Consider the following 16,204-nt stretch of genomic DNA (forward strand, 5'->3'; position numbering starts at 1 on the left):
CGGTCAGGCAAGGGTTTTGGCGGCATCTGCCACGGCAGCGCGGATGCGCGCGTAAGTGCCACAGCGGCAAATGTTGCCGGCCATCGCCGAGTCGATTTCGGCCGCCGTAGGCTGCTTGCCCTTGGGCTGGGCTTTGAGAAACGCTGTCGCGCTCATGATCTGGCCGCTCTGACAGTAGCCGCACTGCGCCACGTCGTGTTTGACCCAAGCCTCATGCACGGCGGTGCCGACCGGGTCACTGCCATCTGTGGCCGCCTCGATGGTGGTGATCTTCTTGCCTTGGGCGGCGGCGATTGGCGTCACGCAGGAACGAATGGCCTGACCATCCAGGTGAACGGTGCAGGCGCCACACAGGGCTGCACCACAACCAAATTTGGTGCCGGTCATGCCCAGCGCATCGCGCAGGGTCCAGAGAATCGGGGTGCCTGGGTCTACGTCGACCGTATACTCACGGCCATTGATGTTGAGGGCGCTCATAGCGATTCCAGCTCCAGAAGGTTTGACTCTGGATAACTATAGGAAGCAATTCTGGGGGCTGGTTGCATAATCCGCGCGGATGATTGCCCAATCGTGCGAATCTGCCGACGTTGGGCAAGCGCTGATAAAGAGCCAGGAGCGTTTCACGCGAGTTCGACGCCCTGGCCCTGAATTGCGCTGGATGCTTACATCAAGGGAATGCTGTAACTCACGATCAGGCGATTCTGGTCCTGGTCGCGAGCCACTTCGCTTCGGGACATCGCGTTGCGCCAGCCAAAACCCAGGTTCTTCAGCGTACCGCTCTGGATCACATAGTCCAGGGAGATATCGCGCTCCCACTCACTGGCGTCCTGACCGCTGGCGGTCTGGATATTGTCGCCCTTGAGGTACATCACCGACGCCTTCAATCCCGGCACGCCAAGCGCGGCGAAGTCGTAGGCATACTGGGCGAACGCCGTGCGCTCACCCGCCTGGATGAACGTCTGAATAGTGCGGTCGGTGTAGAGATAAAGGCTGGCGCCGGCTTCGCCTTTACCCACCAAGCCACCCTGGTTGAGTTGGGCAAAGTTGCTGTCTTCGGAAACGCTTTGATAACCCGCGGTAATGGCATGGCCGCCCAGCGAGTAAATGAACGCCGCACTCCAGGTATCGTTGTCGATTTCCCCGCTGCCGTCCTTGGTGTAGCCGCCCAGTTTGTAACCACTGGCGCGACCGGCGGCGCTGCTGTTCTTGCCATCGGACGTGGTCTTGAAGTAGCGCAAGTCGGTTTTCAGCGAGCCGTATTCGCCCAGCGGCAATACATGCAACAAACCGGCGAAGTGCTGTTGGTAATAGTCTTCGAGATTGGCGTAGTAATACTGTGCGGTCAGGTCCTTGGTCAGTTTGTAGTCGCCACCGGCAAAGGTGAATTTGTTGCTTTCCTGGCTGCCGCCCGCAACGGCCAGCCCGGCGCGGTCACTCGATGCACGCCCGGTGGCGTGTTCCAGTTGGCCGGCGGTGAACGTCAGGTTGTCGATTTCATTGCTGGTGACTTGGCCACCTTCGAAAGTTTGCGGCAACAGACGGCCATCGTTGGACACCAGGATCGGCAGTTTCGGTTGCAAGGTGCCGTAACGCAGTTCGGTCTTGGAGACGCGCATCTTCGCCGTTGCGCCGAGACGAGCCCATTGGTCGGCAGCCTTGTCACCGTCGTTGGGAAACATCGAGCTGCCAACATGGCGACCCGCGCCGCTGTCGAGTTTCAAACCCAGCAGGCCGATGGCATCCAGACCAAACCCCACAGTGCCGTCGGTAAACCCGGACTGATAATTGAGCATGAAGGCCTGTCCCCATTCCTCAGTCTTCGAGGGCGCGGCGGTACCGTCACGGTTATCGTTGTTGAAGTAGAAATTGCGCAAGTTCAAGTTGGCTTTACTGTCGCTGACAAAATCAGCAGACGCCAACGGGCTCAAGACAATACACACGCCGCCGGTTAATAAACTCAGTACGTTGAATAGAGCTTTCATCAGGACGAACTCCAGCGCGGAACCTTTGTTCCGGGCACAGTGAAAAGGCAGCAGGAAGCCCTCGGCCGATCACATGATTGGCCGATGCGTTCAATAACTCGTTAGAAAATCTTCAATGAATAGAGTGGGGTAGGGATTAAATCTCCAAAGCAGGTCATCAGTGAAAGTCCCTGGGTTATCAGTCGATCAATCCATGAGCGTCATAAAACGGATACGGTCCGGGATACTCGCCAAACACGCCGTTATGGGTCACCAGTGCCTGCCCATGCCAGTGATGCAGCAGATACCCCGGCGGTTCCAGATTGAAATGCGCGGGAGCGGTTGGCTGTAGATCCAGGACGATCTGATGTGAGGTACCGGGGCACACGCAACTCAGGCTGCCGCCGAAACGCCGTTGCATCGACCGATGCAAATGCCCGCACAGCAAGCGCTCCACCTGCGGGTGTCGGGCAATGACCTGCTCCAGTGCCGCCGCGTTGATGAAGGGTTCACGGTCCATATGGCCAATCCCGCTTACAAACGGCGGGTGATGCAGCACCAATAGCGTCGGCGCATCGGGACGACAGGCCAGTTGTTCATCGAGCCAGCGCAACTGGCTGTCCAGGAGCTGACCGCCATGGGCACCGGGAATGGTGGTGTCCAGGCCAATAAGGCGTAGCGGATGCTCCTCCACCACCCAGTCCAGGGGGGCGTCAGCCCGTATCGGTAGGTAGCTGTGGTCGGCAAATGCCGCCCGCAAATGCTCGCGATTGTCATGGTTACCAGGCACCAGGTAGCAAGGCATGTGCAGGCGCGCCAGCTCAGGGTGCAGCGCGGCATATTCATCAGGGCGACCGAAGTCCACCAGGTCGCCACTGACCACCACGATGTCGGGACGCGGCACCTGGGTGTTCAAATGATCCACCGCACGACGCAATGCAGCGAGGGTATCGACAACGCCGTAAGTCAGTTTTTGTCCGGCTTTAAGGTGCAGATCGCTGATCTGCGCGATGAGAAACGGATGATTCAAAATAAGCCCTCTGCAAACACAAAGATCACGATGACAGGGTGAACAGCACTTGTGGCTCGACGGCCAGGGCAATCAGGGCACCGGGGGCATGGATAGCGCTATCGGTGCTGTCCACCAGCAAAGGCTGAGTCGCACCCACATCCACCAGCAGACGGCTTTGAGCCCCCTGGAAAAACTGGCCCACCAGACGCCCGTGCAGATGGCCCTCACTGTCCATCACCCGCAAATGCTCGGGGCGGCAATAGACAGTGGCGGGTAGGTCGGCGCCATTCCATGGCAACTCACCGCCACTGACCTTCAAGCCATGGGGCGTGTGCTCGATCACCGAAAAAGCATTGAGATTGCCGACAAAACGGGCGACGAACGCGTTGGCAGGTTGCTGATAGATGTCCCGCGGGCTAGCCAGTTGCGCGACGCGGCCATGCTCCATGACCAGGATGCGATCCCCCAGCGCCATGGCTTCACCCTGATCGTGGGTGACGAACACGGCGGTAATGCCCAAACCGCGTAGCAACTGGGCCAATTCGCTGCGCAGGCGTTCACGTAATTGCGCATCCAGTGCCGCCAACGGTTCGTCGAGCAGCAATACCCGGGGCCTGGGTGCCAGGGCGCGGGCGAGGGCGACTCGTTGGCGCTGACCGCCGGACAACTCGTGGATACTGCGCTTGCCGTGATCCTGCAAGCCGACAAGTTCCAGCAACTCCAAACAGCGCTTGTTACGCTCGGCGGGTGACACACCGCGAACTTTCAGGCCGTAAACAATGTTGCCGGCCACATCCAGATTGGGAAACAGCGCATAGTTCTGGAACACCATGCCCACGTCGCGACGTTCGATGGGGAGGCGGGTGACGTCGCTGTCGCCAAAAAATACCTGGCCCACGTCCGGACGCTCCAGACCCGCGATCAGGCGCAGGGTGGTGGTTTTACCGCAACCGGACGGACCGAGGATCGCCAGGGTTTCTCCAGCCTCAATGATCAGGTCCAGGTCATGTACGGCAACGGTGCCGTCAGAGAACGCCTTGCGACAACCCTTCAGGCGAATAGTGGTTCCGCTCATCGATTTGCTCCACGGGAAAGGCGCGCGCTGATGGCCTGCAATGCAACAAGCAGCGGCACAATCATCAACAGGAATATAAGGGTGTAGGCGCTGGCGACTTCCAGCCTGGCCGAGGCATAGCTGTCGGCCAGGCCCACCGGCAAGGTTTTGGTCATCGGGGTATGGAGCATCCAGGTCAGGTTGAACTCACCCAACGACAGGGTGACGACCATCAAGACCCCGGCGAGAATCCCCGCCCGACAGTTGGGCACCACCACGCTGAAGAAGCGCCGGACCGGCCCGGCACCCAGGCTCGCGGCGGCTTCTTCCAGGATCGGCAGGTGCTGGCGTTGCATCACCGCCATCACCGGGCGCACCAGAAATGGCAGAGTGAACAGCACGTGGCCGACGAGAATGAATAACCAACTGCTGCGAAACCCGCCGAACTGACCATAGGTGAGCAGCAATGCCAAGGCACTGGCCAGACCGGGCATCGCCACCGGCAACACCATCAGTTCCTCGAACGCGCGGCTAAAGCGGTTGTTCATCCGTACCAGGGCGTAAGCCGCCGGCACACCCACCACACAGACACACAGCGCACAGGCGGCGGCCAGTTGCAGGGACAGCCAGACCGTCGGCGAATACGCCTGCCAGACCTGCAGCAGCCAGTCGAACGTCAGGCCGCTGGACAGCCCTTGGAAGTAATTGCGCGTCAGCCCGGCGAGCAGTGACATCACCACAGGCACCAACATGAAAGCGCACACCAGCAAGGTAAACACCAGTTGCCCGACAAACAGCGTTGAGCGTTTCACAAGACTGTCCTCGAATCTTTGGCCAGCCGCCGGGCCAGCAACAGAACCGCCCAGGTCACCAGCCCCAACACCACCGACAGCGCAGCGGCCACGGCGAAATTGGCGTAATTGGTAAACACGTTGTAGATCGCCACCGGCGTCACGTTGAGCCGGGTACCCAGGGTGAAGGCGGTACCGAACGCGCCCATGGAGGTGGCAAAGCAAATCGCCCCGCAGGAGACCAATGCCGGCGCCAGGCCGGGGACAATGACGTCACAGAGCACACGCCAATGGCTGGCTCCCAGTGAACGAGCGGCCTCTTCCAGGCTGCGATCCAGGCTTTCACAAGCAGCCATCACCGTAAGGATCACCCGCGGAATCGAGAAATACAGGTAGCCGATGCACAAGCCCATCAACGAGTAGGCAAAAATCCAGCGCTCACCCACCAGGCCGAGCCCCAGGGTGGCAAACAAGCCTTGGCGGCCGGCCAGCAGGATCACCAGAAAACCAACGACCACGCCGGGAAATGCCAGCGGGAAGGTCAACAAGGCGACAAGTACCGAACGGCCGAAGAAACGTTGGCGACTGAGAAAAAAACCACTGAAGCCGCCCACTAACAACGCCGCGAGGGTCGTTGCCAGTGCCAGCAGGCAGGTCTGCGCCAGACTGCCCAGGTATTGCGCGCTGCTCAGCACCTGCCAATAGCCGCTGTCGCTACCATCGCGACTTTGCCCACCGAGCAAGACCAGGTGCGCCAGCGGCAACAACCAGAAGGCGAACAGCACCGCCGCCGCGGGCGCAAGCGCCCAGGCAGCGGTCGGCCGCAAGCGCGGCACCATGGCCCAGCCCGACCGTACGTCTCGGGCTTTTACTGCCGAGACGGTCACTTACTTGACCTCGCTCAGATAACGTGCGGAAAAGGCTTCCTGCGCCGCGGCCATCTGCTCGTAGTTGACTACGCCGGCCCGGGCGTAATCGCTGTCGGGCAGGAACTGCGCGGCAACATCGGCAGGCATCTTCATTGCCCGCACCGGTCGCAGGTACGCCTTGGCCCAGAGCGCCTGGCCTTGCTCGGACAAAACGAAATCCAGGACCTTCTCGGCGTTGGCCCGATGGGGGGCGTTGTCGACGATGCTCATCACGTAAGGCACGCTGATGCTGCCTTCCTTGGGAATCACAAAGGCAACGTTGGCCTTGTCTTTGTAACGAGCCCGATAGGCGTTGAAGTCGTAGTCCACCAGAATCGGCAACTCCCCGGACAGCACCCGCGCATAAGCCGTCTGCTTGGGCACGATCGGTGAGTTTTTCGCCAGCTTTTTGAAGTAGTCGATGGCTGGGGCGAAGTTATCCAGATTGCCGCCCATGGCCTGGTTGATCGCTACCGCCGAGACGTACCCAACGAAAGCACTGGACGGGTCAAGGTAGCCGACCATGCCTTTGTACTCAGGCTTGAGCAGGTCGGCCCAGCTTTGCGGCACGGGCAGACCGCCCAGCGCATCGACGTTGACCATGATGCCCAGGGTGCCGGAGTGAATGGCAAACCAGTGTCCCTCGGGGTCCTTCAAACCCGCCGGGATCTGCTCCCAACCCTTGGGTTTGTACGTGCCGACCACCTCGGCTTTTTGCGCCTGCAAACCGAACGTCACGCCGTAATACACCACGTCCGCCACCGGCGCGGCCTTCTCGGCGACCAGTTGCGCCAATGCCTGTCCAGAGTTCTTGTTGTCCAGCGGAACCTGGACGCCAGTGGTATCGGCAATCGCCTTGAGCTGCGTGCCCCAATCGGCCCATTCTGGTGGACAGTTGTAGCAAATCGCCGTTTCGCCGGCCTGGACCAAGGTGGCCGCGCCGCATAACAGCAGTGTCGCCAGGGTTTTACGCAAGTGGAACATCAAGCGTCTCCTCGTAGGGTTGAGTGCTTTCGCCCGGCCGGATATGACAAGGCAGGCAATGGGAAACCGGGGTGGCGCCAGCGATCTGCGCCAACAATTGATCAATCACGGTGCAGGCCAGTGCCTCGATGGGCTGAACAACACTGCACAGCGTCGGATGCATCTGGGTGCCGAGGGCGATGCCGTCAAAACCGATGACCGAGAGTTGCCGAGGCACTTGCCAGCCGTTGCGGCGCAGTTCGGCGATCAAGCTGATGGCCAGCAAATCGTTGGAACAAACCAGCGCACTGAGCGCCTGGGGGCCATGCAATAACGGCTCGATAGCGGCGAAGTCAGCCTGGGTATGGGCGGGCATTTCAATCACCGGCAGGCTGGCGAGACCGGCTCCATGCATTGCCTCGCAATAACCGGCATAACGCAGGCGAGCACGGTCCGATTGCAGGGCAGGGCCGGCGACCATGCCAATCCGAGTGTGCCCGGCGTCCAGCAGATAACGGGTGGCTAGCGCCATGCCGGCGCGGTTGTCCACCGACACCGCGCTGTAATCCGGATTACCCGGCTGGTGATAAGCCAGCACAAAAGGCGTGTCCTCGCTGTCCAGGCTTTGCAGCACCCGGTTGCTCTCGGCGTCGGTTACCGTGAGGACCAGCCCATCGACACGCTGTCGCAGCAACTCCTCGACGACCGCGCTTTCGCGCTCGCTGCTGTAATCGGTGGTTGCCAACAACAGGTTGTAACCATGCACGCGTGCAGCACGCTCCATCGCCTGAAACTGTTCGGCGAACACCGGATTGAGCAGGTTGGGCACCACGACACCGATCAGCTTGGTCACTTGCAGGCGCAGTTGGCGACCAAGACGGTTGGGCCGAAACCCCAGTTGGCGCGCTGCGGCGAAGACCTGTTCACGGGTAGCCGGACGGACCACTTCAGGGGAGGCAAAGGCTCGCGCCGCGGTTGCCCGCGAAACCCCTGCCAGCCGTGCAACTTCTTTCAAATCAGTCATTGTCACTCGCTTGAGATCGATCTCATTGGCGAGGACAGTACTCAGGATGTATGGCGTTTCGACGACGCAGTGATGACGATTTGATGTCAGTTGCTGCTATCTATCGTTGAGGGTCTGCTGCAAACCCATACTGCCGGGCGGACCACACCACCGCCAACGTCAGCAGCAAGAGCGCGACCAGCACAGGCGCAAACGCAACGACACCCAGATGATCGAGCAGGATGCCCCCCACGATCCCGCCGCCGGCAATGGCGACGTTCCAGGCCGTGACCAGCATCGACTGGGCGAGATCCGCCGCGTCTCCGGCCGTCTTGGCAATTGCCGTTTGGAACAACGTCCCGGCCCCGCCAAAAGCGACTCCCCAGGCCGCCACGGCGGTGTAGATCGCAGCAAGGCTGTCGCTCATGGCGCCCAGTGTCAGGGCCGAGATGGCGAAAAGTGCCGTGCTGGCAAGGGTCAATGCCCGTAGATGGCGATCGATCAGCACGCCGACGACCCAGATGCCCAGCAACGAGGCGCCCCCGAAGACCAGCAGCACCAGGTCGATCCGCTCGCCCAGGCCTGCCGCCATCAGGAACGGGGCGATATAGGTAAAGAGAATGTTGTGCGCCAGAACAAAGGCCAGCACCACACACAGCACCGAGCGAACGCCTGGCAGGGTGAAGACCTGGCGCAAGGCAAGACGTTTGTCGGTGGTTTGCCCGGGAAAGTCAGGCACTTTGAGTCGCACCCAGACCATCAAGGCGACGGCGAACAAACTCATGATGGCGAAGCTCATCCGCCAGCCGATCAAATTACCGAGCAAGGTGCCGGCCGGTACGCCCAAGGATAACGCCAAGGGTGCGCCGACCATGGCAATTGCAATCGCCCGACCTTTCTGGCTCTCGGGCACCATGCGCGCGGCATACCCGGCTAACAAGGCCCAGAGCAGCCCGGCCGATACGCCACCCAGCAAGCGGGCAACGATCGTCAAGCCGTAATGGGACGAAAACGTTGTGACCGTATTGGCCACGGCAAAACCGGCAATCGCCAGCAGCAAGAGCGACCGGCGCCGCATGCCTTGGGTCGCGGCCGTCAAGGGAATGGCCGCCAGCAAGGACCCTATCGCATAGACCGTGACCAACTGGCCGGCGAGGGCTTCGGAGATCGCCAGCCCTTCGCTGATCTGTGAGAGAAGGCCGGCGGGCAAGGCTTCGGTGAGAATGGTCACGAACGCCGCCAACGCGAGGGCGAACAGTGAACCGATGGGGAGCGGCGCAGCATCTTGAACGACCTCGGCATCGGCGTCGATATGGGTATTGGCAATCGTCATGTGTCACCTGCTTGGCGCGCTTCTGACCCGCCGGATGGCGGCGTCAATAGCAGATTGATAAGTGTCGACTACGGTAAGTGCCGCTCTTTGGCGAGACAAGAATGCTAGAGTGCGCAACACATCGGAAAAAATGTCCGCAATGGGAGCCTGGCGTGGAATCACTGAGCGGGATTGATTTTTTTGTTCGCGCGGCCGAAACCCGCAGCTTTTCAGAGGCGGGCAGGGCGCTTGGCATTTCGTCTTCGGCGGTGGGTAAAAGCGTGGCCCGACTCGAGGAAAGGCTGGGTGTGCGGCTGTTTCATCGCAGCACGCGCAGTATCACGCTGACGGCAGAAGGGACGCTTTTCCTCGAGCGTTGCCGACGCATTCTCTGCGAAGTCGAAGCGGCCGAATTGGAACTGTCGGAAACCCGCAAAGCGCCGCGGGGCAAATTGCGCGTGAGCTTGCCCCTGGTTGCAGATTTGGTCATGCCGACGCTGATGGCTTTCATGCGCCGCTACCCCAGTATCGAATTGGACCTGGATTTCTCCGATAGGCTGGTGGACATCATTGAGGAAGGTTTTGATGCCGTCATTCGGACCGGAGAGCCAAACGACTCCCGGCTGATGTCCCGCCCGTTAGGCGCGTTCAAGCTCGTCGTGGTCGGTTCGCCCCGGTACTTCGCCGAACACGGCACACCGCAGGTGCCGGCGGATCTGCTGCGCCATGCCTGCCTGCTATACAAATTCCCCAGCACTGGCAGGCTGCAGGTCTGGCCGGTGAACGGGCAAGGGCAGTCCGATCTCAACCTGCCGGCCACCCTGGTCTGCAACACCACCGAGGCGTTGCTGTACGTCGTGCGCGATGCATTGGGGATTGCCTGCGTACCGGATTTCACCGTGCGCGATGCCATCGTCGCCGGTGAGCTGGTTACCGTCCTTGACGAGTTCAATCGGCATCAGAGCACCTTCCGCATGCTCTGGCCCTCAAGCAAGCACCTGGCGCCGAAACTGCGGGTGTTCATTGATTTCATGAGCAGCGAATTGTTCAAGTGACTCACGGGGATATGTCCCAACCCTGTGGGGGCCTGTTCAGATCAAGGGGCCTTGTTCTCGACCAAACAGTTTCCACCATCCACCACGATGACTTCGCCAGTGAGGTAGCTCGCCTCTGAAGACGCCAGGAAAGCAACCACTGCAGCCACCTCTTCGGGACGTCCGGGCCGGCCCATCGGCGTGTAACCTGCCGCCTTGGCTTCCTCGGCTGTGGTCGACCCTGTGGTGATCCAGCCGGGAGCGACGCTGTTTACAGTGATCCCTTGCTGGGCGACTTCAAGCGCCAGGCTCATGCTCATTCCTACCATCGCGGCCTTTGCGGCGCTGTAAGCCGCTTCACCGGGGTTACTGCAGCGGGTGCCGGTAGTGGAACTGATGTTGACGATGCGCCCGTAACGGCGCGCCCGCATGCCGGGCAGAACGGCCTGTGTAAGCAGAAAAGCCGTGGTCAGATTTCGCGCCAGGGTAAGGTTCCAGGTGTGCAGATCCATGGTTTCCAAGTCGGAAAAAAACTCCGGGCTTCCTTGCATGGCCATGCCCGCGTTGTTGACCAGAATATCGATCTGCCCCCAGAGGGACTCTGCCCATGGGATAAACTCACGCACCTGATGCTCATCGGTAAGATCGATGGCCCGCCCTTGGACTTCGAATCCTTCGGCACGCAGTTCTGCGACCCGATCATTGATTCGCGCACTGCTGGCGGTGACGATCAGTCTGGCACCTGCAGTCCCCAGTCTGCGCGCGATGGCCATGCCAATCCCAATCTCACTTCCAACCCCGCTGACAAGGGCCACAGGGTTCTGTCCGGTTGCGTTTGGCATGGTGTCTCCAGAGGGGTGTAAGTAATGATCAGGGGTCGCAGCCTGAGTTGCTTTCGAGCTATATAACCACCCTGATCAACGCCCGAACACCCCCGTCCTCCCCAACAACTGCTGTTGCCGCCAGGCCGGTGCGCTGGTGGGAAAAAGCACTTCGTTTGGTCGAAAACGGGCGATACCGCAGGCGGCAGCGATGCGCTGGCGTTGCTGGCCGTGGGCAAGGGCCTGCCGAAAACTGGCTTCGCTCTGCATTTGTCCCAGCACATAACCGACGCCTGCCTGGAAATCACCGCCATGGGCCTGCCACCAAGCGGTGATGAGCTGCGGGTCGGGCCAGGGTAGATTTTCGTCGGGGTCCATTGCCACGTTGGTGTCTTGCGGGTCATCGTTCGGGCCGGCGTCGAAATCGGGCAGGTCCCGCAACTCCAGATCAAGCAACGCCAGGTCAGCGCCGGTGATCAGGCTGAAAGCTTCACCGGCGACCCGGGCATAGGGCAGGTCGCTCATTTGCTGGATCAACCACGGTACACAGACCGGATCGCCCAGCAGCCCAAGGGCCTGGATGCCGATGCGCCGATCCCTGGGATCCTGTACCAACTGGCGTATCCAGGCGATGCTGGGCTCGCGTTCCTGCCAGGCCAGCAGTACGCAGAGCGCGCGATACTGGAACTGGCCCGGTTGCCCGGCGAATTGTCGCAATGGCTCCAGGGCTTGCGCGTCGCCCATCTGTGCGGTGGCCCAGTTGGCCCAGAAGCGCGTGGCGGCATCTTCATGCTGGCGGTGGGTACGAATCGCCGGGAGCAGGTCACGCCGGCGCAGTTCACCGGCGGTACGGGCGGCACGCGCCAGCACGTTGGGGGCGGCATCGGAAAGTCCGGTAAGCAGCGCGGGGCCAGGATCATGGCGATGCATCCCGCAGGCCGCCAGGCCGAGGCGGTGAAACAACGGCTCAGGGGAGGCGAACATGCGCTCGATCCAAGGCGATATACGCTCCCAGTCGAGCCACCCCAGGGCCATCAGATAACCGCGCTCCGTTTCTGACGCGCTTCGCAAATGATCGCTGAGTCGCGACAACATCTTCACATCGGCCGCCTCGAAGGCCAGCAACACACTGGCGAACGTCTCGCCGACGGCGTGCGGACCGAGCTGGGCCAGCAGGATTTCCAGGCCCGTTGAGCCGGCGATGCGCAGGCCATCGAGATGGGCATCGATGCGCTCGTCCAGTTTGCTGAGATCATCAAGGTCGTAGTGGGGGGCGCGCACGGCGTGATCGTGCAGGAGGATGAGGAAGCAAGCTTCTTCGGCATGTTGCTCGATCATTGAGGAGATAGGGAGCATGACGTCTCTGTCTTGTTACGGCACCAGGTTTCCGAAGAAGTAACGTTTACCGACTTCGAACTGCAGGGGAGAGGCCATGTATCGGTCCAGGACAGCGGCCGCATTCAGCGGTTGAAAGTCGCCATTTTTCCCATAGAAACTGGAGCAGTCGACGCCGGAATACACCTCGAATTTACGCCTCCAGATGAGAAAGTTGCTCCAGTCGATCCATTCATCAGTGCCTGAAGGAACCAGGGACTTTCTCATGACCCAGACTTGTTTGTTCATGTCGACGGGCATGCCACCGGAGATCGAGCAGCGATCGCTGCCATAAGCGTTCTGCAGTTCGCTCAGTCGTGAATCGACAGCCGCTTTGTATTCGATTTCGTTCAAGCCACTGTCAAAGAACTCGGGTTCGTTTTCGATGGGGTCAAGAAGATTGCTTAAATTGGCTTCCACGGCGGCTCGGTCGGCCCGACGGGCAAACGTGCGCCATGCCTCAACCATGAAAGGTATCAGCCACAGCACACCAGACCACTGCGCTGCCAGGCACGCCTCGATACGCAGGTAGGTGGGGCCTTCGAGTATGAGCTCGGCGAGGAAATCCAGGTCGGTGTCGAGTCCTGCATCAGCGGTCAGACCGAGGCAAGCCGATACCAGCGTTGGATCGCAATCAGGGTCCACTATCCATTTGCGCAGTTGGGATACATGGCTGTAATCGCCATGCTTGGCTTGCTCCAGAATCGCAGCAAGTGCCATCCACGGGTCGTCTTTCTTCCAGCCGTCAGGCGACATTACTTCTGCCGGAGCGCAGCCGCAGTAGTGATAGCCACGCCCCTTCCAATAGAAGCTGTCTTGAAGAAAACCGGGTCTTTGAGTGTGCTTGTAATTAGAGGTTTTCATCATTCAGGCCTTGGAAAACTATTGATGCGTGTCTCTTGAAGTGAACTGAGCTCTCCTTCGAGCTTCTCACACTTCTTGCCAGTCGGGGCGAGATTCCCTTGCCCGGCCGGACAACCTCCGGCCGCCTTGGGGACTCTATGCGCCACCGGTTCTCCCTGACCCACTTCGGTTTTCCAACGCATATAGCCTGGCCTGTTAATCGCCCAATCATTTTCAATGTTGGCTTTCTCTCGTTTGCTCGTTACGTAGTACTTATTGCATCCGCTCGGTTGCTTTCCGGCAGGTGGCAACAAGTGCCTGCACTTGGGGTTTGCCCGGACTTTGGCGAGGACGGCGGCGTTCTGAGGATTTTGTGCGGTGCCGTAGAATTCGTCTTCCGTCATGTACTCCCCGTTCGCTTGAGCCTTGGAGTGCGCCGCGCCGCCACAACATTCACATTTGTGTTTGCCTGGCACCTTGGCGTCTTGTTGCACCGGACTGTATTTGGCGGTGTTGACCATGGGGACGGCCGCATTCGCTGCGGGACTGGCATGATTCGATGTGGTGAGGTCGGTATGTCGGTCTACGTTCTGGCCTTCGAAAAGAACATCCATTGACCATGAAACAAAATAGGTCTTACCGGTGATGACGTGAGTGATGACACCGGCACCCTGGCTTCTTGTGGCGGCTTCATCGCCCAGTGGGGAGGTTTTATAGAAGGAGCGATTTTTTAACATGATCTCCTTGTTTTCGATCTTGACGGTCTTGCTGCCTTTCTTCATGTCCTTGGAAAACGAGGTGTCCGGATAGGGCACCGGGATGGGGCCTGCGGGAGGCGGTGGTGGCGTCAGGCAGACATCCGGGAATGCCGCGATGACCTTGCCGCCACCCGCTTTGCATGCAATCTCATCGCCATTTGCATAAACGTCGCAGCTCATAGGGGCCCCTGGGGTCGACTGAGGTCGCGCACGACGGCGGCGGCGCGTGCACCGGCCAGGGCACTGCTCAGACAGATCGCGGTGGTTCCCGGTGCATAGCCTTTGCGAAACGCCTGGTCGGCGAGTATCAACTGGACGATTCCAGCAATGGCCCCGGTGTCACCCATGGCCTCTGCCCAATGCCACAGTGGCTGATCCTCTTTTCGGACGGTCCGAAAAAGCCGGGCCTCCATCAGCGGAAGTTCCTTGAAGCCGTATTGCTCGCCCGTGACATCGGACAGGCGCAGATCAATTTCATGCAAACCCAGTCTGGCCTGTGCGAGCGCCGTGCGGGCGGCGTCGGTCAGCCCGCCTGCTCGCAGGGGTTTGTTCGACAAAAGCGGTGCCTCTTCTTGCCCGAATCCCAGGCCTGAGATTTCCAAGCAGGTGCCAGGTTGCCGATAGGCCTGAATCAAGATGGCCGCGGCCCCTTCGCCAGGAAACAAGCCGTCATTGTGAGTGGCCGTTTTCAGCCGGCGATGCTGGTCCAGCCATTGCAGCGTCAAGGCGCTGAGCAGCGAGTCGACACCCGCCACCACGCAGGCAGGCGCACGGGTTTCTTGCATCAATCGACTGGCTTCATGAAGGGCTTGCATGCCGGCAACCTGGCCGGAGGGGATGACCCTGGAGTGGGTTGGGTGGAACTGTATGCCCAACTTGGAAGATGCGTCGTGTATGACGGTCTGGGCTATTCCCCTGATATCGATTCCGGGGCGCTCCGGTTCAGCCAGGCACAGGAGAAAGGGCACTTCTGTCCAATCCAGCTTCGGCGCACCCTGTATCAACTCCACCAGTGCATGCAGCATGAGCCCGGACATACGCGATGCTGCCGGCAGCGCCAGGTCGAGACTGGACACCGTCGCGCCGATGATGGGTTCGCAAGCGTTGTCAAAAAACGGCAGCTCCTGGAGCGCTGACAGTCCGGCGCGCTTGGCAGCACAGGCACTGGCGACGCATAGGCCCACAGGGCAAGCCATGCCCATGCTGGTGATGAAAAGGGCCGGCGTCATAACGCCTCTTCTGCGGGAGGATAAGCTTCCTTAGTCCACGCGATGAGTTGAGCCAATGACTTGAAGTGTTGCTTTCCTCGCATGCGTTCTTCGTTGGCCTTGGCCTGTTCGAACTGATCGGCGCTTTGCCCGACGATGACCTTGGCCACTTCCTTGATGTTGCGCCCGAGCGGCGCAGAAGCTCGCCATGTCAGGAGCAGCCGATTCGCGTCCGGCTCCAGAATCACGGTGTCGACAACGGCTGCCGTTTCCCGCGTGCTGTCATCGTGAAAAACCAGGAGCACCGGCAGTTTCAAGTTTGTCGGAAGCCTGAATGCCGTCCGGCCTTTATCGTTGAGATTGAGCAGCGCAACTTCTTCGCCACCTTGCGGGTAGTCAATTTGCTGATCCTCTGGTGCGCACTGGAAATAACGCAGGTCAAAATCTTCCGGCAGAAATGGAAACTGATGATCAAGCCACGCCTGATCATAAGTGCCGGCCCATCGGATCCGCTGTTGCCAGGCTCGACCGATCGGGCCGAATGCCATCGGTTTGTAATTCCCATCGGGCGTGGTGACGGGCCTGTCCAGTTCTTCGGTATTGGGCAGCGGCAGACCATTTATCCGGGCAGTGTTTGCACTTGGGTAAAATCCGACCCCTACAGGGTTCCAGGGGTACCACTGATGTTGAGTGGCGTCGGCATGCGTGCGGTCCACCCCGCCAAAAGCCTGGGCATAGGAAACAGGCATTCTTGTGAAGGGAACAGGCCTGGTTGTCGAGTGTGAGAGGGCGCCCTCCACATAGACTCGTGCCCCCACGACTTTGAATGCTTTTACCAGCGTCCCGACTTTCAGGGCTACGTTCAGCTCTGTTACCGGCTCTCCATTGGGTGCGTAGCAGTGTCCATTGAGCAGGACATCGCAGCGTGGCTTGTGCAGTGCAAAATCGTTTTCGTATAACGCAGCTGATTCGCCCGGTTCCCCTGGGAACACATCAGCCATGATCAGCGGAGCCTGTTGTTCCAGCAGGCGAGGTTCATGTCCAGGATGATCAGCAATGCCGTAGGTTCCTTTCGCCACCACGACCAGCCATTCACGGCCGGTTTTATCGGTTGAGGTGGTAAAGCCGCCGACGAGGCGGGTCTTGTTTATCAATTCCATGG

16 protein-coding genes are annotated in these 16,204 nt (G+C 60.1%); 1 reads left to right on the top strand and 15 read right to left on the bottom strand.

What is annotated here, in order from left to right:
• Positions 1 to 3: 3 nt before the first annotated feature.
• The 9 genes from T3A99_RS04890 to T3A99_RS04930 all read right to left on the bottom strand — a co-directional run bounded on the left by T3A99_RS04890 (position 4) and on the right by T3A99_RS04930 (position 9,025).
• On the bottom strand, positions 4 to 477 hold the full coding sequence (locus T3A99_RS04890; RefSeq protein ID WP_047226466.1) for a (2Fe-2S)-binding protein: 474 nt from the start codon (positions 475 to 477) through the stop codon (positions 4 to 6).
• Between the two features lie 185 nt (positions 478 to 662).
• Positions 663 to 1,982, bottom strand: coding sequence for an OprD family porin (locus tag T3A99_RS04895; RefSeq protein ID WP_076384677.1), 1,320 nt, complete (start codon positions 1,980 to 1,982; stop codon positions 663 to 665).
• A gap of 178 nt (positions 1,983 to 2,160) precedes the next feature.
• On the bottom strand, positions 2,161 to 2,991 hold the full coding sequence (locus T3A99_RS04900; protein WP_047226468.1) for a phosphodiesterase: 831 nt from the start codon (positions 2,989 to 2,991) through the stop codon (positions 2,161 to 2,163).
• A gap of 25 nt (positions 2,992 to 3,016) precedes the next feature.
• Entirely contained in the window at positions 3,017 to 4,048 is a 1,032-nt protein-coding gene (locus tag T3A99_RS04905) for an ABC transporter ATP-binding protein (protein WP_322834007.1), read from the bottom strand.
• Positions 4,045 to 4,839: an ABC transporter permease gene (locus T3A99_RS04910; protein ID WP_047226470.1), complete on the bottom strand. Its 795-nt coding sequence runs from the start codon at positions 4,837 to 4,839 to the stop codon at positions 4,045 to 4,047. The genes T3A99_RS04905 and T3A99_RS04910 overlap by 4 nt, the downstream gene beginning before the upstream one ends.
• The gene (locus tag T3A99_RS04915; RefSeq protein ID WP_047226471.1) at positions 4,836 to 5,657 is read right to left on the bottom strand and encodes an ABC transporter permease; all 822 of its coding nucleotides are present in this window, start codon (positions 5,655 to 5,657) and stop codon (positions 4,836 to 4,838) included. The genes T3A99_RS04910 and T3A99_RS04915 overlap by 4 nt, the downstream gene beginning before the upstream one ends.
• 48 nt (positions 5,658 to 5,705) lie before the next feature.
• Positions 5,706 to 6,710, bottom strand: coding sequence for an ABC transporter substrate-binding protein (locus T3A99_RS04920; protein ID WP_107322481.1), 1,005 nt, complete (start codon positions 6,708 to 6,710; stop codon positions 5,706 to 5,708).
• The gene (locus tag T3A99_RS04925) at positions 6,694 to 7,713 is read right to left on the bottom strand and encodes a LacI family DNA-binding transcriptional regulator (RefSeq protein WP_047226473.1); all 1,020 of its coding nucleotides are present in this window, start codon (positions 7,711 to 7,713) and stop codon (positions 6,694 to 6,696) included. The genes T3A99_RS04920 and T3A99_RS04925 overlap by 17 nt, the downstream gene beginning before the upstream one ends.
• Positions 7,714 to 7,813: 100 nt before the next feature.
• A complete protein-coding gene (locus T3A99_RS04930) occupies positions 7,814 to 9,025 on the bottom strand; it encodes an MFS transporter (protein WP_047226474.1) in 1,212 nt (403 codons plus the stop codon).
• Between the two features lie 152 nt (positions 9,026 to 9,177).
• Here T3A99_RS04930 and T3A99_RS04935 point away from each other — a divergent pair, with 152 nt between their 5' ends.
• A complete protein-coding gene (locus tag T3A99_RS04935; RefSeq protein WP_173406961.1) occupies positions 9,178 to 10,059 on the top strand; it encodes a LysR family transcriptional regulator in 882 nt (293 codons plus the stop codon).
• A gap of 41 nt (positions 10,060 to 10,100) precedes the next feature.
• On the opposite strand, the gene T3A99_RS04940 is transcribed toward T3A99_RS04935, so the two are convergent.
• The 6 genes from T3A99_RS04940 to T3A99_RS04965 form a co-directional block, all read right to left on the bottom strand.
• Positions 10,101 to 10,880 (bottom strand): SDR family NAD(P)-dependent oxidoreductase, encoded by a 780-nt coding sequence (locus T3A99_RS04940; protein ID WP_322834008.1) that lies wholly within the window; start codon positions 10,878 to 10,880, stop codon positions 10,101 to 10,103.
• A 75-nt stretch (positions 10,881 to 10,955) separates the two neighbouring features.
• A complete protein-coding gene (locus T3A99_RS04945) occupies positions 10,956 to 12,215 on the bottom strand; it encodes a TIGR02270 family protein (RefSeq protein ID WP_322834009.1) in 1,260 nt (419 codons plus the stop codon).
• Between the two features lie 15 nt (positions 12,216 to 12,230).
• The gene (locus tag T3A99_RS04950) at positions 12,231 to 13,100 is read right to left on the bottom strand and encodes a hypothetical protein (RefSeq protein WP_177513913.1); all 870 of its coding nucleotides are present in this window, start codon (positions 13,098 to 13,100) and stop codon (positions 12,231 to 12,233) included.
• A complete protein-coding gene (locus tag T3A99_RS04955; protein ID WP_047226479.1) occupies positions 13,097 to 14,014 on the bottom strand; it encodes a DUF4150 domain-containing protein in 918 nt (305 codons plus the stop codon). The genes T3A99_RS04950 and T3A99_RS04955 overlap by 4 nt, the downstream gene beginning before the upstream one ends.
• Complete coding sequence (locus tag T3A99_RS04960; RefSeq protein WP_322834010.1) at positions 14,011 to 15,063, bottom strand: 3-oxoacyl-ACP synthase; 1,053 nt, start codon at positions 15,061 to 15,063, stop codon at positions 14,011 to 14,013. Before T3A99_RS04960 ends, T3A99_RS04955 begins: the two co-directional genes overlap by 4 nt.
• Positions 15,060 to 16,202, bottom strand: coding sequence for a DUF2169 family type VI secretion system accessory protein (locus tag T3A99_RS04965; RefSeq protein WP_047226481.1), 1,143 nt, complete (start codon positions 16,200 to 16,202; stop codon positions 15,060 to 15,062). The genes T3A99_RS04960 and T3A99_RS04965 overlap by 4 nt, the downstream gene beginning before the upstream one ends.
• Between the last annotated feature and the right edge of the window lie 2 nt (positions 16,203 to 16,204).

Origin of the sequence: Pseudomonas sp. N-137, from assembly GCF_034555295.1 — a bacterium.
Taxonomy (GTDB): Bacteria; Pseudomonadota; Gammaproteobacteria; order Pseudomonadales; family Pseudomonadaceae; genus Aquipseudomonas; species Aquipseudomonas rhizophila.

Excerpts from the sequence above, each read along its gene's own strand:
- T3A99_RS04890 (WP_047226466.1), bottom strand. The coding sequence starts at position 477 with ATGAGCGCCCTCAACATCAATGGCCGTGAGTATACGGTCGACGTAGAC.
- T3A99_RS04895 (WP_076384677.1), bottom strand. The coding sequence starts at position 1,982 with ATGAAAGCTCTATTCAACGTACTGAGTTTATTAACCGGCGGCGTGTGT.
- T3A99_RS04905 (WP_322834007.1), bottom strand. The coding sequence starts at position 4,048 with ATGAGCGGAACCACTATTCGCCTGAAGGGTTGTCGCAAGGCGTTCTCT.
- T3A99_RS04915 (WP_047226471.1), bottom strand. The coding sequence starts at position 5,657 with ATGGTGCCGCGCTTGCGGCCGACCGCTGCCTGGGCGCTTGCGCCCGCG.
- T3A99_RS04920 (WP_107322481.1), bottom strand. The coding sequence starts at position 6,710 with ATGTTCCACTTGCGTAAAACCCTGGCGACACTGCTGTTATGCGGCGCG.
- T3A99_RS04925 (WP_047226473.1), bottom strand. The coding sequence starts at position 7,713 with ATGACTGATTTGAAAGAAGTTGCACGGCTGGCAGGGGTTTCGCGGGCA.
- T3A99_RS04930 (WP_047226474.1), bottom strand. The coding sequence starts at position 9,025 with ATGACGATTGCCAATACCCATATCGACGCCGATGCCGAGGTCGTTCAA.
- T3A99_RS04940 (WP_322834008.1), bottom strand. The coding sequence starts at position 10,880 with ATGCCAAACGCAACCGGACAGAACCCTGTGGCCCTTGTCAGCGGGGTT.
- T3A99_RS04945 (WP_322834009.1), bottom strand. The coding sequence starts at position 12,215 with ATGCTCCCTATCTCCTCAATGATCGAGCAACATGCCGAAGAAGCTTGC.
- T3A99_RS04950 (WP_177513913.1), bottom strand. The coding sequence starts at position 13,100 with ATGATGAAAACCTCTAATTACAAGCACACTCAAAGACCCGGTTTTCTT.
- T3A99_RS04955 (WP_047226479.1), bottom strand. The coding sequence starts at position 14,014 with ATGAGCTGCGACGTTTATGCAAATGGCGATGAGATTGCATGCAAAGCG.
- T3A99_RS04960 (WP_322834010.1), bottom strand. The coding sequence starts at position 15,063 with ATGACGCCGGCCCTTTTCATCACCAGCATGGGCATGGCTTGCCCTGTG.
- T3A99_RS04965 (WP_047226481.1), bottom strand. The coding sequence starts at position 16,202 with ATGGAATTGATAAACAAGACCCGCCTCGTCGGCGGCTTTACCACCTCA.